The sequence below is a fragment of the Achromobacter sp. NPDC008082 genome, assembly GCF_042957345.1.
In the GTDB taxonomy this organism is placed as follows: domain Bacteria; phylum Pseudomonadota; class Gammaproteobacteria; order Burkholderiales; family Burkholderiaceae_B; genus Achromobacter; species Achromobacter kerstersii_A.
On the sequence record NZ_JBIBIB010000001.1, the window covers coordinates 469,541 to 490,735 of the forward strand.

The window sequence follows — 21,195 nt, forward strand, 5'->3', positions numbered from 1 at the left end:
CCCCGCACCCCAGCCATCACCCCACCCAGCACTCCACCCAGCACTTTGCCCAGCACTCCACCCAGCACCCCAACCCGCAGCACCCCAAGCCCCGCGCGTTCCCCGGCCGGCCTGGATCTTTTCCCGTACGAATCCTCGCGGCCGCCCGTCGCGGGCCTGGCGGTGGATTACGAAGATGGCCACCGCGTGCGCCGTCACCGCCATCGGCGCGGCCAGTTGCTTTACGCGATTTCGGGCGTGATGGTGGTGAATACGGACGCTGGCATCTGGGTCGTGCCGCCCACGCGCGGCGTATGGGTGCCGGCGTGGGTGCCGCACGGCATCCGCATGAGTGGCGAGCCGCGCATGCGCACGGTGTTCGTCGAGCCGGGGGCCGCGGCCCATCTGCCGGCGCAGTGTTGCGTGCTGTCGATTTCGCCCCTGCTGCGCGAGCTGATGGTGGCCGCCGCCGACGTGCCGCTGGACTGGGCGCCCGACACGCGCGACGGCCGGCTGATGATGCTGTTGCTGGACGAAATGCGTCAGGAACCCGTGCTGCCGCTGCACTTGCCGCAGCCGGCGGAGCCGCGGCTTGCGCGCATCTGCCGCGCCATCGTGCGGCATCCCGAGCGGCAGGCGGGGGCGGCGGAATGGGCGCGGGAATTGGGCGTGGACCCCAAGACCGTGCACCGGCTGTTTTTGCGCCACACGGGCATGACGTTCGGCCGCTGGCGTCAGCAGGCGCGCCTGCTGGCCGCCATGGAGCGGCTGGCGCGGGGCGCCCGGGTGCTGGATGTGGCGTTGGACTTGGGGTACGAAAGCCCCAGCGCCTTCGCCGCGATGTTTCGCCGCGCGGTGGGCGAGTCGCCCAGCGCCTTTGCGGCGCGCGGCCAGGCGGCTGAATGACGTCCGCCTGATGGCCAATGGCCGCTCTCGGGGCGGCCATTGGTGGGGTCATCGGACAACCCCGGGCCGATCCAGCGTATTATTTACCGTTTTGCCGCCACGCTAACAGCACTCGAGACAAATCATGCCGCACTACCGTTCCCGCACATCGACCCACGGCCGCAACATGGCCGGCGCCCGCGCCTTGTGGCGCGCCACTGGCATGAAGGACGGTGATTTCGGCAAGCCGATTATCGCGGTAGTGAACTCGTTCACGCAGTTCGTGCCGGGCCACGTGCACCTGCGCGACTTGGGCGCTCTCGTCGCCAAGGAAATCGAAGCCGCAGGCGGCGTCGCCAAGGAATTCAACACCATCGCCGTGGATGACGGCATCGCCATGGGCCACGGCGGCATGCTGTATTCGCTGCCGTCGCGCGAACTCATCGCCGACTCGGTGGAATACATGGTGAACGCGCATTGCGCCGACGCCATGGTCTGCATTTCGAACTGCGACAAAATCACCCCGGGGATGCTGATGGCCGCGATGCGCCTGAACATCCCGGTCGTGTTCGTGTCTGGCGGCCCGATGGAAGCGGGCAAGGTCAAGTCGCCGACCGACGGCAAAGTAATCGCCAAGATCGACCTGATCGACGCCATGATCAAGGCCGCCGACCCGAAGGTGTCCGACGCCGAAGTGGCCGAAGTGGAACGCAGCGCCTGCCCGACGTGCGGCTCCTGTTCCGGCATGTTCACCGCCAACTCGATGAACTGCCTGACCGAAGCCATCGGCCTGGCGCTGCCGGGTAACGGCACCATCGTCGCAACCCACGCATGGCGCAAGGGCTTGTTCGAACAAGCCGGCCGCCTGGTCGTCGACCTGTGCCGCCGCTACTACGTGGAAGAAGACGAATCGGTTCTGCCGCGCAGCATCGCCACCAAGAGCGCGTTCCAGAACGCGATGGCGCTGGACGTGGCGATGGGCGGTTCCACCAACACCGTGCTGCACTTGCTGGCCGCCGCACAGGAAGCGGGTGTGGATTTCACGATGGCCGACATCGACCGCATTTCGCGCAAAGTGCCTTGCCTGTGCAAGGCGGCGCCTGCCACCGACAAGTACCACATTGAAGACGTGCACCGCGCAGGCGGCATCCTGGGCATCCTGGGTGAACTGGCGCGCGCCGACCTGCTGGACCTGTCTTGCGGCAACGTGCACAGCGGCACGCTGGGCAACGCCATTCAGAACTGGGACGTGGCCGGCGGCGCGGGCGAGGAAGCGCAGAAGTTCTATCGCGCAGCCCCCGGCGGCATTCCGACGACCGTGGCCTTCAGCCAGGACGCCACCTTCCTGACGCTGGACACCGACCGCCAGACGGGCTGCATTCGCAGCAAGGAAAACGCCTACTCGAAGGACGGCGGCCTGGCCGTGCTGTACGGCAACCTGGCCGAGAAGGGCTGCATTGTGAAGACGGCCGGCGTGGACGAATCGCAATGGGTCTTCACGGGCCGCGCCCGCGTGTTCGAAAGCCAGGACGACGCCGTTGAAGGCATCCTGGGCGACAAGATCGTGGCGGGCGACGTGGTCGTGATCCGCTACGAAGGCCCCAAGGGCGGCCCGGGCATGCAAGAAATGCTGTACCCCACGTCTTATCTCAAGTCCAAGGGTTTGGGCAAGACGTGCGCGCTGTTCACCGACGGCCGTTTCTCGGGCGGCTCGTCCGGCCTGGTGATCGGCCACGCCTCGCCGGAAGCGGCCGAAGGCGGCACGATCGGCCTGGTGGAAGAAGGCGACATCATCGAGATCGACATCCCGAACCGCAAGATGCATCTGGCCGTATCCGACGAAGAACTGGCGCGCCGCCGCGCAGCCATGGACGCGCGTGCGGATGGCTGGGAGCCGGTTGGACGCGAACGCGTTGTGTCGCAAGCCTTGCAGGCCTACGCGGCCCTGGCCACGTCGGCCGATCGCGGCGCGGTGCGCGACCTGTCGCAACTGAAGCAGAAAGCCAAGCGTTAAGGCTGGCGAACGCGTAGAAAGAACGGCGCCTTTGGGCGCCGTTTTGTTTGGCTCGTGTGGCATTCATGCGGATGCTGATTACCGCTTTAAGGCTGTAAATTCCGTTTACAGCCCATAGGCTGTTTCTTTTATCGCAAGGAAATCCCCATGGCTTTGAATTCCGATGCATTGCGCGTGTTCCTGGGCGTGGTGGATGCCGGGTCGCTCAGCGCCGCCGCTGAAATGCTGGGCCAGACGGCGTCGGGGGTCAGCCGGGGCTTGTCGCGCCTGGAAGAAGACCTGGGCGTGATCCTGCTGAACCGCACGACGCGCCGCATGGAACTCACGGAAGAGGGCGCGCATTTTTTGCCGAAGGCGCGTCAGATCATCGCGTCGTTGGAAGACGCCGAAGAGTGCATGCGGATGGTGCATCAGCGGCCGGCGGGGCGCTTGCGGGTGGATGCGTCGGTGCCGGTGATGCTGCATTGCGTGGTGCCGCATGTGGCGGAGTTCCGCCGCGCGTATCCCGAGATTGCGCTGGAACTCACCAGCAACGACCGCATCGTGGATCTGATGGAGCATCGCACCGATGTCGCCATCCGCATGGGGCCGCTGACGGATTCCACCTTGCACGCGCGGCCGCTGCGGCCGTCGCCGCGCTGGATGATGGCCAGCCCGGATTACATTGCGCGGCGCGGCGCGCCCGAGACGGTTGAAGATCTTGCCCACCACGAGGTGCTGGGCTTCACGCAGCCCGAAAGCCTGAACGTGTGGCCGTTAAAGCACGCGGGCGGGTCCAGTTATCTGGCGACCCCGACCTTGGCGACCTCTAGCGGAGAGACGCAGCGGCAATTGGCGATCCGCGGCGTGGGCATCGCGTGCCTGTCGGATTTTGTGGTGCGCGAAGATATTGCGGCGGGCAGGCTGGTGAAGGTGATGGAGGGCGTGTATAGCGATCACCTTCAGCCCATGCATGCCGTGTACCACCGCAATACGCAGCTGTCGCGGCGCATTGCGTGCTTTCTGGATTTCTTCGCGGGGCGGGTGTGAGGGGTTGCGCGCGCTGAACGGCCCTTCATCTTTGATGATGAGCGCGCGCGTTACCCCTTCTACGCGTGCAGCGCCCTTCCGAAGGCCGACAACACCGATTCATGCAACGTCTCCGACAACGTCGGATGCGCGAACACGGTGTGCATCAGATCTTCCTCCGTGGCTTCCAGCGACGCCGCCACGCCATAGCCGGTGATCAGCTCGGACGCTTCCGGATGGATGATGTGCGCGCCCAGCAGCTCGCCTGATTTCGCGTCGAACACCGTCTTGACCAAGCCCTGGTCTTCGCCCATGGCGATGGCCTTGCCGTTGCCGGCGAAGGTGAACTTGCCGACACGGATCTCGCCGCCGTTTGCCTTCGCGTGCTCGCGTGCGCGGGCTTCGGTCATGCCGATGCTGGCGACTTGCGGGTACGAATAGGTGCAGGCGGGAATGCGCAGCGAGTCGATGGCGTGCACGGGTTTGCCGGCAATGGCTTCCACGCACAGCACGCCTTCATGGCTGGCTTTGTGCGCCAGCCAGGGCGCGCCGGCCACGTCGCCAATGGCGTAAACGCCGGGCTCGGCGGTGCGGCACAAGCTATCGGTGACGATGTGGGTCTTCTCGACGCGCACGCGCGTCTTCTCAAGCCCCAGGTCTTCGACGTTGCCGACAATGCCCGCGGCGACGATGACGCGGTCGACCTCCAGTTCCGTCTTCTTGCCCTGTTGATCCAGCGTCACGTTGACGCCCGTCGCCGTCAACGCCGACGCCGTCACGGCGCATGGCGTCAGCACGCGGATGCCTTGTTTTTCGAATGCCTTGCGCGCCAGCTGCGATATTTCCGCGTCTTCCTGCGGCAGGATTTCTGGCGTCATGTCGATCAGCGTGACGTCTGATCCGATTGCGCGGTAGAAGCTTGCGAATTCGGCGCCGATGGCGCCTGCGCCGACGACCAGCAACGACTTCGGGATCTCGGTGGGCATCAAGGCCTGGCGATACGCCCAGATGCGCTCACCCACGGGCAGCGCCGGCAATTCGCGGGCGCGCGCGCCGGTAGCCAGAATGATGTGTTTGGCCGATAGCGTCGTGCCGTTATCCAGCGCCAGCTTGCCCGAGCCCGCCAGCGAGGCGCGGGCGGCGTACACCGTCACGCCGTTTTTCTTCATCAAATGCGCCACGCCTTGTCCCAGGCGGCCCGCCACTTTACGCGACCGGGCCACCATGGCGGCCAGATCAGGCCGGGCTTCGCCCGCGCCCGTGACACCGTAGTGCGAGGCCTCTTGGCAGGCGCGCAGCACCGTCGCGCTGTGCAGCAGCGCCTTGGTGGGAATGCAACCCCAGTTCAGGCAGATGCCGCCAAGTTCCGCGCGTTCCACCAGCGCCACGGACATGCCCAGTTGCGCACCGCGAATGGCGGCCACATAGCCGCCAGGGCCGCCGCCGACGACGACCAGATCAAACACGTTCTTCGTCATCGTCGGGCTCACAGCAAAATGCGCACGGGGTTTTCGATCAAGGTGCGGAAGGCGGCGAGCCAGCGCGCGCCCACCGCGCCGTCCACCGCGCGGTGATCGGCCGACAAGGTCACCGTCATGACGGTGGCGGCAACCAGGTCGCCGTTCTCGGCCACGACGGGGCGGCGTTCGGCTGCGCCCACCGCCAGAATGGCGGCCTGCGGCGGGTTGATGATGGCCGCGAACTGGCTGATGCCGTACATGCCCAGGTTGCTGACCGTCAGCGAGCCGCCCGTGAACTCTTCGGGCTTCAAGCGGTTGATCTTGGCGCGGCCGGCAAGCTCCACGATTTCGCCCGCGATGGCCGACAGCGACTTCACGTCCGCATCGCGCACGATCGGGGTGACCAGCCCGCCGTCGGTCGCAACCGCCACCGAGATGTCGGCGCCCGCGTGGTATTCGATGGCGTCTTCGTGCCAGCTGACATTCACTTCCGGCACTTCGCGTAAGGCGAGTGCCGCCGCGCGCACGATGAAGTCATTGACCGACAGCTTCACCGCGCCGCCATGATTCGCCTGCGCGCGCAGCGCCAGCAGCGCGTCCATCTTGCAATCCACCGACAGGTAGAAGTGCGGCACGTTCTGCTTGCTTTCGGTCAAGCGGCGGGCGATGGCGCGGCGCATGCCGGTGTGCGGCACGCGGCGGGCAGCGGGGCGGCCAGCAGACGACGCCACTGCGGCAACGGGCGCACGGTCGCGTGCGGATTCAACGTCACGGCGCACGATGCGGCCATGCGGTCCGGTGCCGGCGACGCCCAGCAGGTCCACATGCCACTGCGCGGCCAGACGGCGCGCCAAGGGGCTGGCGAACAGGCGTCCGCCTGGCACCGGGGTGTTGGTGGCGGGGGCGGCGGTGGATGCCGCCGACGTTGCAGCGGTAGATGCAGCCGAAGATGCGGCCGACTGTGCCACCGTAGATGCAGCCGAAGATGCAGCCGAAGATGCAGCCGGAGATGCAGCCGGAGATGCAGCCGTAGATGCAGCCGTAGATGCGGCCGCAGATGCCGTAGCCGGTGCAGCCGGAGATGCCGCCGCGCCGCCCTGTTCGGCCAGCACGCGATCAATCGCCGAGGCGTCGTCGCCGTCAGCCAATAACACGCCTATGACCGTATTGATCGGCACCGACGCCGCGCCCGCCGGGACGACGATGCGGCCCAGCACGCCCGCATGCTCGGCGTTGATTTCGACAATGGCTTTTTCGGTTTCGATTTCCGCCAGCGCATCGCCGACGGCGACCGTGTCGCCTTCTTTCTTGAGCCACTGGTGCAGGTTGCCGCCCGAGGTGTCGGCGGCAACGGAAGGGAGCTTGATAAGGTGTGCCACGATAGTCGTCCTAGTTTGCGGCGGCGGCCAGGTCGGGCCGGTAGGCGGCGGGGTCGTCGTATTCGACCAGTTCCAGCACGTTGCCTTCGGGGTCGCGGAAGAATGCGAGCCACGTGCCAGCGCGCACTTCCATCGGTGCGGGCGCGCTGTCGAACACCACGCCCTTGGCTTGCAGGCTGCGCACCACGCCCGCCAGATCGCGCACGATGAAGGTCAGGTAGGTAGCGCCCTGGCGGTCGAGTATGGCCTCGCCGCGCACGGCGGTGTCGGGCGCCACGCTGGGTTGCAGCAGCTTGATGCGTTCGCCGTACGGCGTCTGCAAGCGCGCCACGTCGTAGCCGTGCGCGGTCAGGCCGGTGGCGCGCGCCTTGTCGGCGGGCACCGTCACTCGGTTGACGAGCGTCAGGCCGACGACGTCGGTGTAGAACGCCAGCAGTGCGTCCAGGTTCTGGCAGCAGATGCCGACTTCCATCGGCACCGTCATGCGCAGCGCGCTCATGCTTGCTCTCCCAGATCGGCCAGCACGTCGGCCAAGCCCGCCAGCACTTCTTCGGTGTCGGCGAACGCCGCGCGTTCCAGCACCTTCGAAATGCTGGGCGACGCTTCGCCGCCCGTGACGCGCTTGATCGGCTGGTCCAGCCAGTCGAAATAGCGGCGCTGGATTTCATCGGACAGCATCGCGCCATACGACGTGCCGCGCGCGCCTTGCTCCACGATCAGCACGTTGTTGGTCTTCTGGATGCTGGCGCCGATGGTGTCCCAGTCCAGGCTGGCGCGGTCCAGCGTGCGCAGGTCGATGACCTCGGCGTCCACGCCCGCTTCCTCGGCGGCCTTTAACGCGCGGCCCACCATCGCCAGATAGGTCAGGATGGTGACTTTGCCGCCCGTGCGGCGCACGCGGGCTTTGCCAAACGGAATGGCGTAATCCAAGTCGCCGTCGGCCACCTCGCCCGACGACGCATACAGGTCCACGTGTTCGATGACCAGCACCGGGTCCTTGGAGGCCAGCGCGGTGTTCATCAGGCCCACGTAGTCGTACGGCGTGGACGGGGCGACGATGCGCCAGCCCGGCGCGGTGGCGAAAATGCCGGCCGGGTCCATCGAGTGCTGCGAGCCGTAGCCCGTGCCCATCGCGACCTTGGTGCGCAGCACGAAAGGCACGTCGATGTCGCCGCCGAACATGTGGCGGGCCTTGCCGATCTGGTTGAAGATCTGGTCGGCCGCCACCCACATGAAGTCGGGGTACATGAATTCAACGATGGGCTTGTAGCGCCCGTCCATCGCCAGCCCGCCACCCAGGCCGGCGAAGGCGTTTTCAGAGATCGGGGTGCCCAGCACGCGGTCGGGGTATTTATCTTTCAGGCCGCGCGTGGCGCCGTTGGTGCCGCCCTTCAGGCGGTGCACGTCTTCGCCCAGCACGACGACGCCGCCATCCGTTTCCATGCGGCGGTCCAGCACGTCGGCGACGGCGTCGACGAACTTGCGTTCGACCTTTGCGCCCGTGTAGTCATCGGCGTCCTGGTAGCGCAGGCCGGCCAGTTCCGAGCCGTCGCTGCGCAAGCCGACGTCGCGGAAGTCGGGGCTGGGCCAGAGGTCGGCGCGAACGCGGCGCTTGCCGCCGTCGGCCGCTTCGGTCAGGCGGCCGCACACGTCTTTCATGACGTCCTTGCAGCGTTGACGCAGCGCGTCCACTTCGGCTTGCGTGATCAGCTGGCGGCCGATCATTTCGGTAGCGATCTTGTCCAGGGGATCGCGGCGGCGCCACTGCGCTTCTTCGTCTTTCGAGCGATAGCCGAAGGCGCTGCCGGGGAAGGGGCCGTTCTGGTGGAAGAAGCGGTACACATCCACTTCAACGATGGTCGGGCCGTTACCCGCGCGCATGTGCGCCACGGCTTCCGACATGGCCAGATGCACGGCCAGCGGGTCCATGCCGTCAACCTTCCAAGACGGAATGTTGAACGCCAGGCCGCGTGCGGACAGGCGCGGTTCGGCGGTGGATTCTTCCACCGTCGTCGACACCGCGTAGCGGTTGTTTTCGATGAAGAAGCACAGCGGCGTTTTCCACGCGGCGGTCAGGTTCATCGTTTCCAGTACCGAACCGATGTTGACCGCGCCGTCACCAAAGTACGTGACGGCCACGCGGTCGGTGCCAGCGTGCTTGTGCGCCCAGCCGGCACCCGCCGCCAGCGGCACGCCGCCGCCCACGATGGCGTTGGTGCCCAGCGCGCCGGCTTCCAGCCAGCGCAAGTGCATGCTGCCCCCACGGCCGCGGCAATAGCCTTGCGCCAGCCCCATGATTTCGGCCAGCGTCTTTTGCAGGACGTCATCGATGGCGGGCGTGAGCGGGTTGCGCGGGTCCAGGCCCAGCGGGGCGACGTGCTGCAAGGCCTTGGCCAGAAACTGATGGTGGCCGCGATGCGAGCCATTGATCTGGTCGCCGGCGCCGAGCGCCAGCACCGAACCGACGGCGCCGCCTTCCTGGCCGACCGACGAGTGCGCGGGGCCGTGCACCAGGCCTTCGGCGGCCAGGTCCAGCACAGCCTCTTCAAAGGCGCGAATCCAGTGCAGCTGAGTCAGCATCGTGCCGAGCAGGGCGGGGTCCGCCTGCTGCCAGTCGCGAGCCTCGACCGTCAGTTGCCGCCAGGGCGCTTGGGGCTCAAGCGGTTGGTAGGTGGCCATGAGTGAATCTCCAGAATGTTTTTAAGCGTCGGTGCGGTTAGAGGTAGCTGTAGCGGCTCCAGCCGCCGTCGGCCACCAGGGTGTGTCCGGTGATGTAGGCGGCCTGGCGCGATGCCAGGAAGACCGCCAGGTCGGCCATTTCTGCCGGCTGAGCCATGCGGCGCAGCGGCGTGCGCTGCTTCAGGCGTTCAGGGTCCAGGCGGCCGCGCGCGGCCAGGTCGCGCACGAGATCGGTCTCAACGTAGCCGGGCGCCAGCGCGTTCACGCGCACGCCCATCGGGCCCCATTCGACGGCCAGCGTTTCGGTCAGCAGCACCACCGCGCCCTTGGTGGCGCAGTAGGCGGCGCGGTCGGGCGCGGCCACCACGCCGTACATCGAGGCCAGGTTGATGATGCTGCCCGCGCCTGCCGGCACCATGCGGCGGCCGGCGGCCTGCGCGCACAGGAACACGCCGGTCAGGTTGATGTCGACCGCACGCCGCCATTCGTCCACGGTGACTTCCAGCGTGGGCTTGTTGGCCGAGATGCCGGCGTTATTGACCAGCACGCCGATGCCGCCCCAGGCCTGTTCGACTTGCGCGAACGCGCGCTCCACGGCGTCGGCATCCGTCACGGATGCCTGCACGGCCAGGGCCTCACCGCCCGCCGCTTTCAGTTCCGCCACAGCGGCGTCCAGCGCCGCCGCGTCCATGTCCAGCAGCGCCACGCGTGCGCCTTGGCGCACAAAGGCCTGCGCGGTGGAAAAGCCGATGCCTTTGGCGCCGCCGGTAATCACGACCGACTGGCCGCGCAGGTCGCTATGGATGACTTCGGTAGGGTTGTCCAAGAGGGTTACCTGTAGAGGGGTTACGTGATGGCGGGGTCAGACCGCCAGCCATTCCTGGACGACGTCCTGGCGCTCATGCAACTGCGCGGGCGGTCCTTCGAACACGATGCGGCCGTGGCCCATGACGCTGACGCGCGTGGATACCTTCAGCGCAATCGTCAGCTTCTGCTCCACCAGCACGACGGACACGCCGCGCTTGTGGATATCGCGGATGACGTCGGCGATCACTTCCACGATCTTCGGCGCCAGCCCTTCGGTGGGTTCGTCGATCAGCATCACCTTGGGGTTGCCCAGCAGCGAACGGCACATGGTCAGCATCTGCTGCTCGCCGCCCGACAGGTTGCCGGCCTTGGTGTTGCTGCGTTCCTTCAAGCGCGGGAAGTAGTCGAACATCTGCGCGACCGTCCAGTAGGGCGCGTCGTCGCGCTTGGGCTGTTCGCCCATGCGCAGGTTTTCGTCCACGGTCAGGTTGGCGAAGACTTCGCGTTCTTCGGGCACAAAGCCCACGCCTGCGCGGGCAATTTCGAAGGGGCGCTTGTTGGTGATGTCGCGCCCTTCAATGGCGATGCGCCCGCCCGTCACGTCCACCAGGCCCATGATGCTTTTCATGGTGGTCGAGCGGCCCGCGCCGTTGCGGCCCAGCAGGCTGACGACTTCGCCTTGCCCGATGGACAAGTCGATGCCATGCAGGATGTGGCTCTTGCCGTAATGGGCGTGCACGCCGTGCAGGCTGAGCAGGGGGGAAGGCGCGGAGGAATGCGCGGAGGAATGCACAGGGGCGTGCACAGGGGCGTGCGCGGGGGATGTCGTCGTCATACCGTTTCCTCTCCCAGGTAGGCTTCGCGCACGCGGGCGTCGCCGCGAATGTCGGCGGGGGTGCCGGTGGCCAGAATTTCGCCATAGACCAGCACGCTGATGCGGTCGGCCAGCGAGAACACCACTTGCATATCGTGTTCGACGATCAGCAAGGTGCAGTCGCGCGTCACGTCTTTGATGAGTTCTACCGTGTAGTCGACTTCGTGTTGCGACATGCCGGCCATCGGCTCGTCCAGCAAGATGACTTTCGGGCGCGAGGCCAGCGTCATGCCGATTTCCAGCGAGCGCTGTTCGGAGTAGTTCAGGTCGCCGGCGGCGGTGGCCTGCTTGGCCGTCAGCCGCACCCTTTCCAGCAGACGGTCCACGTCTTCGTTGACGGCGCGGTGGCGTGCAATGGGGCGCCAGAAGTTGTAGACCAGCCCGTGCATGCGCAGCACCGCCAGGCGCAGGTTTTCGCGCACGGACAAGCGCGGGAACACGTTGGTGATTTGAAACGATCGCGCCAGGCCCAGCCGGTTGATGGCTTCGGGGGCCAGGCCGCCAATGGAGCGCGAACGCAGGTTGATGTCGCCCGACGTGGGCGCAAACGAACCCGACATCAGGTGGAACAGCGTGGACTTGCCCGCGCCATTGGGGCCGATGACGGCGTGACGTTCACCGGCTTGAATCGCCAGGTTCACGCCGCGGATGATCTGCGCTTCGCCAAAGGACTTGCGCACGTCGGTCAGGGTCAGGATCTCGTGGCTCATTTTGCGGGCTCCAGCACAGGGGCGGCATCGCCGTCGTTACGCCACATGGCCAACGCCCAGCGGCAAGCCAACAGGCCCGCGGCGAACAGCGCCACCGGAATCAGCCAGGTCGAGACCGCAAGCGGCGCCCAGTCGTGGCCGAATAGGGAAATGGCGGGCCAGCCGGCGTCGGGGTTCATGGCGAGCAGCGCTCGGTAGTCACGCGCGAACATGCGTTGCAAGAGCTCTACCGAGAAGACCGTGGCGGCGGTCAGCAGCAGGCCTCCCACCACCGACACGATGGCGCGCGGCAGCCAGTTGGCCAGACCGCGTTCGCGCAGCGACTTGGCGGCGCGTTGCACCAGACCCACCAGGCCATCCGGCACAAACAGCATCACCAGCACAAACAGAATGCCTTGATACAGCAGCCACGACCGCGTGATGTCGGCCAGCGTTTGCGACAGGAACGTCAGGATCGACGCGCCCAGCACCGGCCCCAGGAAGGCGTTCACGCCGCCGATGTAGGCGAACAGCACGGCATCGGTCGACAGCTTGACCTCGAACAGCACGTAGTTGCCGGCCTCGATGTTCAAGGCCTGCAAACCGCCCGCGATGCCCGCGAACATGGCCGACAACGCAAACACCATCGTCTTCAGCGCATGCGGGCGATAACCCAGGTAGCGCAGGCGGTTGGCGTTTTCACGCAAGCCCAGCGTCAGCCGGCCCAGCGGCGTGCGGGTCAGGCCATAGAGTGCGGCCAGCGAGATCAGCACCCAGGCCAGCACCAGGAAGTACACCTCGATGTCGGAGCCGAAGGTGACGCCCCATGCCGGCATGCGCATGGCGGACACGCCCGCTTCGCCGCCGAACACGCCTTTCAGGTGCGGGGCCAATGCGTGCAGCAGTTCGGCCAGCGCCAGGGTGATCATCGAAAAATACACGCCGGAACGCATGGTGGCGAACCAGCCGGCGACCAAGCCGAACAGCAGCCCGGCCACGCCGCCCACCAGCGGCATCAGCGGCGTGGGCAAGAGGCCCGCGCCACCCAACGCATTCATCGCGTGAATGGTCGCGAACGTGCCTACGCCAAAGTACGCGGCGTGGCCAAAGGACAGCATGCCGCCCTGGCCCGCCAACAGATTGAACGCGCAGGCAAACAGCGCGGCGATCAGCATCTGCACGGCCGCCACCAGCTGGCCCGGAGGCAGCAGCCAGGGCAGCGCGCACAGCGCCGCCACACACGCGATCAACAACAAGGCGCCAGAGGCTTTACGGGTTTGGCTCATGCCTGCTCTCCCTTCAGGCCCGACGGCTTGACCAGCAGCACCACCAGCATCAGCAGGAAGGGCAGGGTGGCGGCCAGGCTGGAAATCTTCACGGTCATCAAACCGCCCACGCTTTCCGCCCACTCGCCCGCGCCGAACAGGCCGAACAGGGACGCCAGGCTGGCGTCGATACCGACCGAGAACGAACTGATCAGGCCGATCAGCAGCGACGCAATCATGGCGCCTTCCAGCGAACCGAGTCCGCCCACGACCACCACCACAAACACCAGCACGCCGAGCTCAAGCGCCATGTTGGGGTTGGTGGTGTAGAACGCGCCCGCCACGGCGCCGGCCAGGCCGGCCATGGCGGCGCCCACGCCGAACACGCTCATGAACACGAGCGGCACGTTGTGGCCCAGCGCTTCGGCCATGCGCGGCCGGTAGATGGCCGAGCGCACGACAATGCCCACGCGGGTGCGCGACAGCAGCAGGTAGATGACGGCGAACATCGCCAGCGACACGCCGCCCATCAAGAGGCGGTAGAAGGGGTAGTCCGCATCGAACACGCGGAAGGCCGCGAAGTTCAGGAATTGCGGCACGCGGTAGTCCACGGGGAAGTCACCGTAGAACAGCTTGATCAGCTCGGCCACAATGAACGCCAGGCCGAAGGTCACCAGCAGCTCTTGCGCGTGGCCGAACTTGTGGACGCGGCGCAGGAAGAAGCGTTCAACGCCCATGCCCAGCACGCCCGAGATAATCGTCGCCAGCACCAGCGCCACCCAGAAACCGGTGACGGGCGTCAGCGTATAGGCGGCGTAGGCGCCAATCATGTAGAACGAGGCGTGCGCAAAATTCAGCACGCCCATCATCCCGAAAATCAGTGTCAGGCCTGCCGACACCATGAATAGCAGCAGGCCGTAAATCACGCCGTTCAACAGCGAGACGGTAAAGTATTCCATGTCCGCTCCATAATTCTTGCGCTAAGACCTCAGGCGTCTTGCGAGCGATTGCGCACGTTGTTTTTCCGGCCCGCGCCGGGAGTGCGCTTATTGGGGCTGGGTGATGAGGCGTTGCGCACGCGCGGCCAGGTGTCGTTGGCCAGGCGCGCGCAACCCATCATCCCGTTCTTAATTCGGCCGCTGCATCTTGCAGGTTTCCTGCACCGGCGCCGACACGTCCGCCGCCGCCAACACCTTCACCGGCTCAAAGCCCATGTCCGTGCCGTCGGCCTTGTACTTGGCGTTCTTGCTCACTTTCGACACCACCATCGGCAACTGCACCTGGTGGTCTTCGGCGCGCATCGTGTAGGCGCCCAGCGCCGACGTGTACGTGACCTTCTCCAGGGCCTTGGCCAGTTCCGGCACGGACAGCTTGCCGTCCTTGGGCTGCACCTGCTTCAGCGCTTCACCCAGGAAGCGCACGCCGATCACGGTTTGCGGTTCGGTGTAGCTGGGGTAGTGGCCGGTCTTGGACTTGTAGTCCTCGGCGAACTTCGCGCCTTCTTCGCCCGCGGCTTCAATGTTGTACGGGTGGGCGATGTAGTGGCCCAGCGCGACGTCGCCGGCGTTGGCCAGGTTGCCCACCTGGTCCAGGAACACGGTGGCGAAGCGCACCTTCAGGCCGGCGGCTTGCGTGGCCTTCATCAACAGCAGCAGGTCGTTGGACCAGTTGCCGGTGATGACGGTGTCGGGCGTGGCCGAGCGGATGCGCGCAACGTAGGGCGCGAAGTCCTGGATCTTGTTGACTTCGTGCAGCGTCTTGCCCACCACTTCGTAGCCGTACTGCTTGGCGAAGCGCTCGGTGGCGCCTTCCATGTCCTGGCCCCAGGAATAGTTCTGGTTGATGGCGTACACGCGCTTGCCCAGCGTGCCGTCGGCCGACATCACGGAGGCCAGCGACTTCACGCGCAGGTCGGCGTTGGTGGTGAAACGGAAGTGATAGAAGTGGCACTTCTGGCCGGTCAGTTCCAGGGCTTCGCCGCCCACGTTCAGGAACACGACTTCCTTGCCGGGATTGCGCAGATTGTGTTTGCGCACGTCTTCGGTCAGTTGCCCCGAGATGGCGGACGACGACCCCTGCACCAGCACCTGCACGCCTTCGGCGGCCGCGGCGCGGAAGCGGTCGGACGCGCCGACGGGGCCGCCCTGGTTGTCGAACTCAACCAGTTCCAGCGGCTGGCCGTTCCAGCCGCCCGCGGCGTTGATGCGGTCCAGCTCGTATTTGACGGCGGCGCGGAACATCAGGCCGGTGGACGCTTGCGGGCCGGACAAGGTTTCGATCAGACCGATCTTGACGGGCGCGGCGTGCGCCGATGCGGCAAAGCCGGCCAGGCACAGCAGGCCGGTGGTGAAAGCCAATTTCATGCGTGTCTCCTCCGTGGAACGGGAGTGGTAAGTGCGTGAGTCGATCAAGCGCGCTTGGTGGCGGCTCTTGTGTGGCTGGGAGTCGTGCAAGGGGGAGGGGATAACCGCGAGATAGGGGCGAATACGGTCGTGCTGCCGGTGGTATTCACCCTGTTGTCTCCTGCCTGTTTTGCGGCGCTCGGCCTTGTTTTTGCTGACTGGCTTGCCTGAAAACGTGACTTGATTTACGCTTTCGGAATAAGTTGTCAGGCAACTTTATTAAGTTGTCCGATAAATCATAGGGCAAGCGATTTTCTCGTGTCAAGCGGCGGATTCAGGAGTTCAATCAAAGATTCCGCGGCGGCCGGGAAGGCAGCAAGGCACGCCCATAACAAGCTTGGAGACAGGATGATTTCGTTTGAAGGACAGGTGGCTGTCATCACCGGCGCGGGCAACGGCATTGGCTTGGCCACGGCGCGGCTGATGGCCGCCCATGGCGCGCGGCTGGTGCTGACCGACATCAACAACGCGCGCCTGGAAGAGGTTGCGGCCGAGCTGGACCCGACCGGGCAGCGCGTCTACACCCATGCGCTGGATGTGTCCGTATCGCACGATTGCGAACGCGTATTCGATGCGGCCGCCAAACATTTCGGCGGGTTGGATCACCTGGTGCATTGCGCCGGCATCTACCCGGAACAACTGGTCAAAGACACCAGCGACGAAGCCTGGCGCACGCTGATGCGCGTGAACCTGGACGGCACCTTCTACACGTGCCGGGCGGCGCAGCGCCACCTGCGTCACAACGGCTCCATCGTGCTGTTGACGTCGCTGGCCGCGCAGCGCGGCAGCTACGCGCACGCGGCCTATTCCGCGTCCAAGGGCGCGGTGCAGAGCTTCACGCGCAGCCTGGCGCTGGAACTCGCCCCGCAGATCCGCGTGAATGCGGTGGCGCCGGGCATCATCGCCACATCCATGACGCACGACCTGATCGGCCAGAAAGGCGCGCAGCTGCTGGAAAGCACGCCGTTACGCCGCTTTGGCACGGCGGAAGAAATCGCCGGGTCCATCGCCTTCCTGTGCTCGCCGCTGGCGGGCTTCGTGACCGGGGAAGTCATGCAGGTCAACGGCGGCATCTATATCGCTTAAAGTGCAGGACGCCGCCATTACGAGTTCACGATTTCCCATGTCGACGAATCCAGACCAGGACCCGCCGCGCAACGCGCCCAAGAGCTCGCTTTCCGCCGGCTTGGCCGACGCGCTGGCCGAGCAGATCCGCCAAGGGGAGCTTGCCCCCGGCGACCGCCTGCCCACCGAAAAGCAGCTGACCGAAACGTATTCGGTCAGCCGCGCCGTCGTGCGCGAGGCGCTGGCCCGGCTGAAGTCCGAAGGGCTCATCACGTCGCAGCAGGGCAGCGGCGTGTTCGTGGACCCCAACTTCCAGCGCAACGCGTTTCGTATCGCCGCGCCTACGCCGGGCGACACGCAAGACCTGGAACACATTCTGGAACTGATGCTGTCCATCGAAGTGACCGCCGCCCGCTACGCGGCGCAGCGCCGCACGGATCAGGATTTGAAGAAGATGCGCCAGGCGCTGGTGGGCATGGAGTACGCGCTGATCAACGACAAGCTGGGCGACGAAGAGGACTACCAGTTTCATCAGGCCATCGTGCAGGCCACGCACAACCCGCATCTGGTGTCGCTGAACGATTATCTGGAAGCGAATGTGCGGCGCGTCATCCGCAGCGCGCGCAACAATACCGCGCGCCGGTATGCCGAGCGCATGGCCGCGGTGCAAAGCGAGCATCAGGCGATTTTTGTGGCGATCGAAGGGGCGGACCCGGACGCCGCGGGCCGCGCGGCGGAACAGCATCTGCGTAACGCCGCGGATCGCCTGCGCTTGTTCCAGGCCGAACGCCCCGCGCCGGTGTAGGCGGCGGGGCGGGCGGACAGCGCTTCAGGCGAAGGTCTGTTCCATTTCGCGGCGGAACTGCACGGCGGTTGAGCGCTCGTCGTATTCCACGTCGCGCCAGCGGATCGCCTGCGATTGCCGCACCGGGTGTTTCAGCTTGACCTGATGCGACAGGCCCAGCGGCAGATACCCTTCTTCCACCGAATCGGGCGCGGGCATCAGCCGGCCATACACCGTGTAGCCGCCTTCGCCGTCCAGAATCTGGCCGGCCTGCAAATCGCGCTTGGCGGTGGCGACCACATCGCCATGCCAGCCGGCGGGCGCGCCAGTCGGTTCACGCCGCAGCCCTACGCTGGCTACGCTGATGCCCAGCTCCAGTCCGATCAGGTGATAAGGCTTGTACATGGCGGTGTAGTTGCCGCTGGGGTCCGTCACCAGCCCATATTCCTGGAAGCAGCGGCGCACGTAATCGCTATCGGCCGCAAGCGTCACATACACGCCCCAGCGCAGGTCGCGAAACACGGGGCGGCCATCGCGTTCCAACGATGAAATCACTTCCACCTGGCCGCGATGGTGCAGGATGCCGCCGTCTTCGCGCGGGCGCAGCACACGGGCAAGATCGTCTACGCCGCAAGGCGGGAAGTGCAGGCCCGATGGCGACGGCAGCAAGCCCGTGGCGTTGGACACGGCCGCCATCTCGATGGCGCTTTTGGTGCCGTCCAGAAAGCTGTTGAACATTTGCGCGTTGAAGTCGCCCGCCGCCACCATTTCCGCGGTGAAGCCGTAGTACGGCCACACGGTGTCGGGCGTGGACGTATGAAATTCGGGCAGGTATTTCGTGCCCTTGCCAGCGGCCATCACTTCAAAACCGGACGCGCGCGCCCAATCCACCATTTCGCAGATCAGCGCAGGCTGGTCGCCATAGGCCAGTGAGTAGACGATGCCCGCTTCGCGCGCGCGGCGCGCCAATAGCGGGCCGGCCAGGGCGTCGGCTTCCACGTTGACCATGATGATGTGCTTGCCGTATTCGCAGCAGGCCAGCACGTGGGTGATGCCGGCGGCGGCCTGGCCGGTGGCGTCGATGACGATGTCGACGTCGGGGCTGGCGATGATGGCCAAGGGGTCATCGCTGAAGAAGACTTTGCCATTTTTCAGCGCATCGTTGGTGTTGGCGGCGTTGAGGGCGCTGGCGGGCCAGCCGACTCGGGTCAGGGCGGCGCGGGCGCGGTCGGGCGCCAGGTCCGCCACCGCCACCAGCCGCATCCCCGGCGTGCGGGGAGCCTGGCTCATGAACATGGCGCCGAACTTTCCGGCGCCTAACAGTGCAACACGTAAAGGCTTGTGGTCGGCTTCTCGCTGCTTGAGCAGACGGTACAGATTCATGGTGCAGGCTCCTCCGGGGTGGGGGGGTACAGCCAACACAGAATAGTCCTAATTCATGACCGCTGAACAGGATTCAGGGGAACTCACTCGTCTGCCGTATAGAGCTCGCCCGCCAGCACATTGCGCCATGTCGACCACGTGATGCGGGGCTGGCCGGTAACGTGCCGGTTGTAAGGCGCGTCAAACAGAATGTGTTTCCAGCGGGGCTTCACGGCGCCTTCAATCAGGGGCTTGTCGTCGATCAGCAGATGGCCTTGCACCAGCGTCTTGTCTTTGGTCAGGATCAGCCGGTTGGTGGCGTCGCGGCCCAGGTTCTTTTCCACCCACAGGTATTTTTCGGCCACGCAATTTTCAAACTGCGACAGCGGCGACGTGCAGATGCGTACATCCATGCCCAGCGCCAGCAATTCACGCACGGCGTCCAGAGCGCCCGGCACGGGCGGCAGGTTGCGGATGAAGCCGGGGGCGGTGTAGATGGCCTCGGCCTTATCGCGTAGTTCGGGGCCGTAATCCTCGCGGATGTAGAACGACTTTCGGTCATCGAATTCAATAGGCGCGATGTCGGGGTAGCGCGCGCGCCAGGCGTCGATGAACGCGTGTTCGAAATCGGCCAGCACGCCGTCTTGGTCCAGCAGGATGATCATGGTGATCCCAGGGGGTTGTGCAAGCGCCTGATTGTGCCAGAGCCCGGCTAGGGTTCCACGGGGCGCGATTGCGCAACGATGCGGTAGCGGCTGCCGCCCGTCAGCGATTCGGACGCCACCAGCACCATGCGGTCATAGCGCCAGACGAGCGGTTCGGGGGGCGGAGCCGGTGCCTGCTCAGGGGAATGATGTGCAGGCGTCTGCGCAGAGGGATGATCAGGGGGCTGTTGAGCCGGGCTCTGTTCAGAGGGGCGCTCAGGCGTGCCGTCGGCCGGCCCCGCACGTTCGATATTGCGCAGCAGCGTGACGTGCGGGCGGAACGGTTGGGGCGGCGCAGCCAGGCCGTATCCGGCGAGCCAATGCCACAGCTCGTCATGCACGGCTTGCAGCGCGGCAGGCGTTGCGCGCGGGCCGGCCCAGAGGATGCGCTGGCGTTTGAAGACGCCGTAATGATCCAGCGTGACCTCGCCTGGCGGCAGCCGGTGTTCCGGCGTGGCGGCGGCCAGCTCATCCGCCAGTTGCGCATCCACGGGGCCAAGAAAAGCCAAGGTCAGATGCAGCGTTTCGGTGCGCATGACGCGCCCGCCGCAGGCAGGCCGGGCGGCTTCCGCCCAGCCGGCAAGCGAGGCGGCAAGCGGGGGCGACGGCCACAGGGCGAAGAAGAGACGGACGGTGGACATGCGCTGATTGTAGGCGCGCTGCGTCCCGTTCCGCCGCCGCTTGCGCTTCAGGTGTCGGTGGTTTCCGGCTTGTTGCGCAGGCGCGAGAGCGCGGTGTCAAAGCGTTCGACGCCAGGCCGGGCCGGGCGGTCGAAGCGCTCAACGCCGGGGCGGGCGGGCTTGTCGAAACGTTCCACACCGGGCCGCGCAGGCTTGTCGAAGCGTTCCACGCCGGGTCGGTCAAAGCGTTCCACGCCCGGTCGGTCAAAGCGTTCCACGCCCGGCCGGTCAAAGCGTTCCACGCCCGGCCGGGTAAAGCGTTCGACACGCTGCGGCGTTTGCGTCTTGGCCTGCACGCTTTGCGCCGCGGCCTGTTCGCGCTTGGCGATGATTTCCTCGGCGCGCTGGTGGTGCGGCGCCATCTTGCGCACCATCACCCGGCCATCACGCGGGAAATAATTGATGCGCCGCGCATGCACGTCGCCCAGGTCCTGCGCCTTGACCGGAATGCCTTCCGTGCGCAGGTAGTTCAGGACGAATTCGCCGTTGCGTTCGCCGATGTTCATCTGCTGCATGGCGCTTAGCACCGCGCCGCCGCCGAACACCTTGGCTTCCAGGCGGTCGCGCACCGCGCCCGCTTTGAGCAGTTCGTTGATCAGCACTTCCATGGCGAACGCGCCATAGCGCATCGTGGCCGACGCGGGCGACTGCATGTCGCCTTCCGGCAACATGAAATGGTTCATGCCGCCCACGCCCGTGACCGGGTCATGGATACAGGCGGCAACGCACGACCCGAGTACGGTCGAGATCATCAGGTCTTCGTCGGTGACGTAGTACTCGTTGGGGAGCACTTTCACCGCCTGACATTGGAACGCGCTATCGAAATAGTGGCGCGTTGCACGGGCTTCAAGACGGGCGACCATGGGACTTAAGGGGCAAGAACAGCGATTGGGACACGAAGGACGTAGCTCGGTAAAACAGCGAATGTTTCAAAAAGTGTAAAAAAATGTCGCTTTATTCTTACATATCCCAGCGGACAACGGGGGAAATGCTTGTAACGGAGGCGACGTGATACGTCCCTGATTGTTAACGCGCTTTCTCTCCCTGGCGCATGGCCGGCTGATTGCTGGACGCTCGAAGACGTAGGCTCCGTCCGCAAGGACGGCTTGGAATCATCGTACACAGCCACGCATGGGGCCTTTCCCCGGATCACGGGGAG

The 21,195-nt window shown here is 65.7% G+C and carries 19 protein-coding genes; 5 read left to right on the forward strand and 14 right to left on the reverse strand.

The window, feature by feature from the left end; all coding sequences use genetic code 11:
* Window positions 1-45: 45 nt before the first annotated feature.
* The 3 genes from ACFZAI_RS02195 (at window position 46) to ACFZAI_RS02205 (ending at window position 3,907) form a co-directional block, all read left to right on the forward strand.
* Window positions 46-885, forward strand: a complete 840-nt coding sequence (locus tag ACFZAI_RS02195; RefSeq protein WP_391565375.1) for an AraC family transcriptional regulator — start codon at window positions 46-48, stop codon at window positions 883-885.
* Between the two features lie 124 nt (window positions 886-1,009).
* On the forward strand, window positions 1,010-2,878 hold the full coding sequence (gene ilvD, locus ACFZAI_RS02200; protein ID WP_391565376.1) for a dihydroxy-acid dehydratase: 1,869 nt from the start codon (window positions 1,010-1,012) through the stop codon (window positions 2,876-2,878).
* Between the two features lie 147 nt (window positions 2,879-3,025).
* Entirely contained in the window at window positions 3,026-3,907 is an 882-nt protein-coding gene (locus ACFZAI_RS02205) for a LysR substrate-binding domain-containing protein (protein ID WP_391565377.1), read from the forward strand.
* Window positions 3,908-3,966: 59 nt separating this feature from the next.
* Here the strand turns inward: ACFZAI_RS02205 and lpdA are convergent, their stop codons facing one another.
* From lpdA to ACFZAI_RS02255, 10 genes are all read right to left on the reverse strand, one after another.
* The gene (gene lpdA / locus ACFZAI_RS02210) at window positions 3,967-5,364 is read right to left on the reverse strand and encodes a dihydrolipoyl dehydrogenase (protein ID WP_391565378.1); all 1,398 of its coding nucleotides are present in this window, start codon (window positions 5,362-5,364) and stop codon (window positions 3,967-3,969) included.
* A gap of 8 nt (window positions 5,365-5,372) precedes the next feature.
* Window positions 5,373-6,725, reverse strand: a complete 1,353-nt coding sequence (locus ACFZAI_RS02215) for a pyruvate dehydrogenase complex dihydrolipoamide acetyltransferase (protein ID WP_391565379.1) — start codon at window positions 6,723-6,725, stop codon at window positions 5,373-5,375.
* Window positions 6,726-6,735: 10 nt separating this feature from the next.
* Complete coding sequence (locus ACFZAI_RS02220) at window positions 6,736-7,224, reverse strand: VOC family protein (RefSeq protein WP_391565380.1); 489 nt, start codon at window positions 7,222-7,224, stop codon at window positions 6,736-6,738.
* Window positions 7,221-9,404, reverse strand: a complete 2,184-nt coding sequence (locus ACFZAI_RS02225) for a thiamine pyrophosphate-dependent enzyme (RefSeq protein WP_391565381.1) — start codon at window positions 9,402-9,404, stop codon at window positions 7,221-7,223. The genes ACFZAI_RS02220 and ACFZAI_RS02225 overlap by 4 nt, the downstream gene beginning before the upstream one ends.
* A 37-nt stretch (window positions 9,405-9,441) precedes the next feature.
* Window positions 9,442-10,230: an SDR family NAD(P)-dependent oxidoreductase gene (locus ACFZAI_RS02230; RefSeq protein WP_391565382.1), complete on the reverse strand. Its 789-nt coding sequence runs from the start codon at window positions 10,228-10,230 to the stop codon at window positions 9,442-9,444.
* 36 nt (window positions 10,231-10,266) lie between these two features.
* A complete protein-coding gene (locus ACFZAI_RS02235; RefSeq protein ID WP_391565383.1) occupies window positions 10,267-11,046 on the reverse strand; it encodes an ABC transporter ATP-binding protein in 780 nt (259 codons plus the stop codon).
* On the reverse strand, window positions 11,043-11,795 hold the full coding sequence (locus ACFZAI_RS02240; protein ID WP_391565384.1) for an ABC transporter ATP-binding protein: 753 nt from the start codon (window positions 11,793-11,795) through the stop codon (window positions 11,043-11,045). The genes ACFZAI_RS02235 and ACFZAI_RS02240 overlap by 4 nt, the downstream gene beginning before the upstream one ends.
* On the reverse strand, window positions 11,792-13,060 hold the full coding sequence (locus ACFZAI_RS02245; protein WP_391565385.1) for a branched-chain amino acid ABC transporter permease: 1,269 nt from the start codon (window positions 13,058-13,060) through the stop codon (window positions 11,792-11,794). Before ACFZAI_RS02245 ends, ACFZAI_RS02240 begins: the two co-directional genes overlap by 4 nt.
* A complete protein-coding gene (locus ACFZAI_RS02250) occupies window positions 13,057-13,998 on the reverse strand; it encodes a branched-chain amino acid ABC transporter permease (protein ID WP_054427054.1) in 942 nt (313 codons plus the stop codon). Before ACFZAI_RS02250 ends, ACFZAI_RS02245 begins: the two co-directional genes overlap by 4 nt.
* A 168-nt stretch (window positions 13,999-14,166) precedes the next feature.
* Window positions 14,167-15,402, reverse strand: coding sequence for a branched-chain amino acid ABC transporter substrate-binding protein (locus tag ACFZAI_RS02255; RefSeq protein ID WP_391565386.1), 1,236 nt, complete (start codon window positions 15,400-15,402; stop codon window positions 14,167-14,169).
* Window positions 15,403-15,789: 387 nt separating this feature from the next.
* On the opposite strand from ACFZAI_RS02255, the gene ACFZAI_RS02260 reads away from it, so the two are divergent.
* Both ACFZAI_RS02260 and ACFZAI_RS02265 read left to right on the forward strand, forming a co-directional pair.
* Window positions 15,790-16,527, forward strand: coding sequence for an SDR family NAD(P)-dependent oxidoreductase (locus ACFZAI_RS02260; protein WP_054427056.1), 738 nt, complete (start codon window positions 15,790-15,792; stop codon window positions 16,525-16,527).
* Window positions 16,528-16,564: 37 nt separating this feature from the next.
* Window positions 16,565-17,311, forward strand: coding sequence for a FadR/GntR family transcriptional regulator (locus ACFZAI_RS02265; RefSeq protein WP_391565387.1), 747 nt, complete (start codon window positions 16,565-16,567; stop codon window positions 17,309-17,311).
* A 24-nt stretch (window positions 17,312-17,335) separates the two neighbouring features.
* Here the strand turns inward: ACFZAI_RS02265 and ACFZAI_RS02270 are convergent, their stop codons facing one another.
* The 4 genes from ACFZAI_RS02270 to cheD form a co-directional block, all read right to left on the reverse strand.
* Complete coding sequence (locus tag ACFZAI_RS02270; RefSeq protein WP_054427058.1) at window positions 17,336-18,673, reverse strand: NAD(P)H-dependent oxidoreductase; 1,338 nt, start codon at window positions 18,671-18,673, stop codon at window positions 17,336-17,338.
* Between the two features lie 83 nt (window positions 18,674-18,756).
* Complete coding sequence (locus tag ACFZAI_RS02275) at window positions 18,757-19,317, reverse strand: 5'-3'-deoxyribonucleotidase (protein ID WP_391565388.1); 561 nt, start codon at window positions 19,315-19,317, stop codon at window positions 18,757-18,759.
* A gap of 47 nt (window positions 19,318-19,364) precedes the next feature.
* Entirely contained in the window at window positions 19,365-19,997 is a 633-nt protein-coding gene (gene thpR / locus ACFZAI_RS02280; RefSeq protein WP_391565389.1) for an RNA 2',3'-cyclic phosphodiesterase, read from the reverse strand.
* 47 nt (window positions 19,998-20,044) lie between these two features.
* Window positions 20,045-20,899, reverse strand: a complete 855-nt coding sequence (gene cheD / locus ACFZAI_RS02285; RefSeq protein ID WP_391565390.1) for a chemoreceptor glutamine deamidase CheD — start codon at window positions 20,897-20,899, stop codon at window positions 20,045-20,047.
* Window positions 20,900-21,195: the final 296 nt, after the last annotated feature.

Excerpts from the sequence above, each read along its gene's own strand:
- ilvD (WP_391565376.1), top strand. The coding sequence starts at position 1,010 with ATGCCGCACTACCGTTCCCGCACATCGACCCACGGCCGCAACATGGCC.
- ACFZAI_RS02225 (WP_391565381.1), bottom strand. The coding sequence starts at position 9,404 with ATGGCCACCTACCAACCGCTTGAGCCCCAAGCGCCCTGGCGGCAACTG.
- ACFZAI_RS02275 (WP_391565388.1), bottom strand. The coding sequence starts at position 19,317 with ATGATCATCCTGCTGGACCAAGACGGCGTGCTGGCCGATTTCGAACAC.
- ACFZAI_RS02240 (WP_391565384.1), bottom strand. The coding sequence starts at position 11,795 with ATGAGCCACGAGATCCTGACCCTGACCGACGTGCGCAAGTCCTTTGGC.
- ACFZAI_RS02235 (WP_391565383.1), bottom strand. The coding sequence starts at position 11,046 with ATGACGACGACATCCCCCGCGCACGCCCCTGTGCACGCCCCTGTGCAT.
- thpR (WP_391565389.1), bottom strand. The coding sequence starts at position 19,997 with ATGTCCACCGTCCGTCTCTTCTTCGCCCTGTGGCCGTCGCCCCCGCTT.
- lpdA (WP_391565378.1), bottom strand. The coding sequence starts at position 5,364 with ATGACGAAGAACGTGTTTGATCTGGTCGTCGTCGGCGGCGGCCCTGGC.
- cheD (WP_391565390.1), bottom strand. The coding sequence starts at position 20,899 with ATGGTCGCCCGTCTTGAAGCCCGTGCAACGCGCCACTATTTCGATAGC.
- ACFZAI_RS02250 (WP_054427054.1), bottom strand. The coding sequence starts at position 13,998 with ATGGAATACTTTACCGTCTCGCTGTTGAACGGCGTGATTTACGGCCTG.
- ACFZAI_RS02265 (WP_391565387.1), top strand. The coding sequence starts at position 16,565 with ATGTCGACGAATCCAGACCAGGACCCGCCGCGCAACGCGCCCAAGAGC.
- ACFZAI_RS02245 (WP_391565385.1), bottom strand. The coding sequence starts at position 13,060 with ATGAGCCAAACCCGTAAAGCCTCTGGCGCCTTGTTGTTGATCGCGTGT.
- ACFZAI_RS02260 (WP_054427056.1), top strand. The coding sequence starts at position 15,790 with ATGATTTCGTTTGAAGGACAGGTGGCTGTCATCACCGGCGCGGGCAAC.
- ACFZAI_RS02270 (WP_054427058.1), bottom strand. The coding sequence starts at position 18,673 with ATGAATCTGTACCGTCTGCTCAAGCAGCGAGAAGCCGACCACAAGCCT.
- ACFZAI_RS02205 (WP_391565377.1), top strand. The coding sequence starts at position 3,026 with ATGGCTTTGAATTCCGATGCATTGCGCGTGTTCCTGGGCGTGGTGGAT.
- ACFZAI_RS02255 (WP_391565386.1), bottom strand. The coding sequence starts at position 15,402 with ATGAAATTGGCTTTCACCACCGGCCTGCTGTGCCTGGCCGGCTTTGCC.
- ACFZAI_RS02220 (WP_391565380.1), bottom strand. The coding sequence starts at position 7,224 with ATGAGCGCGCTGCGCATGACGGTGCCGATGGAAGTCGGCATCTGCTGC.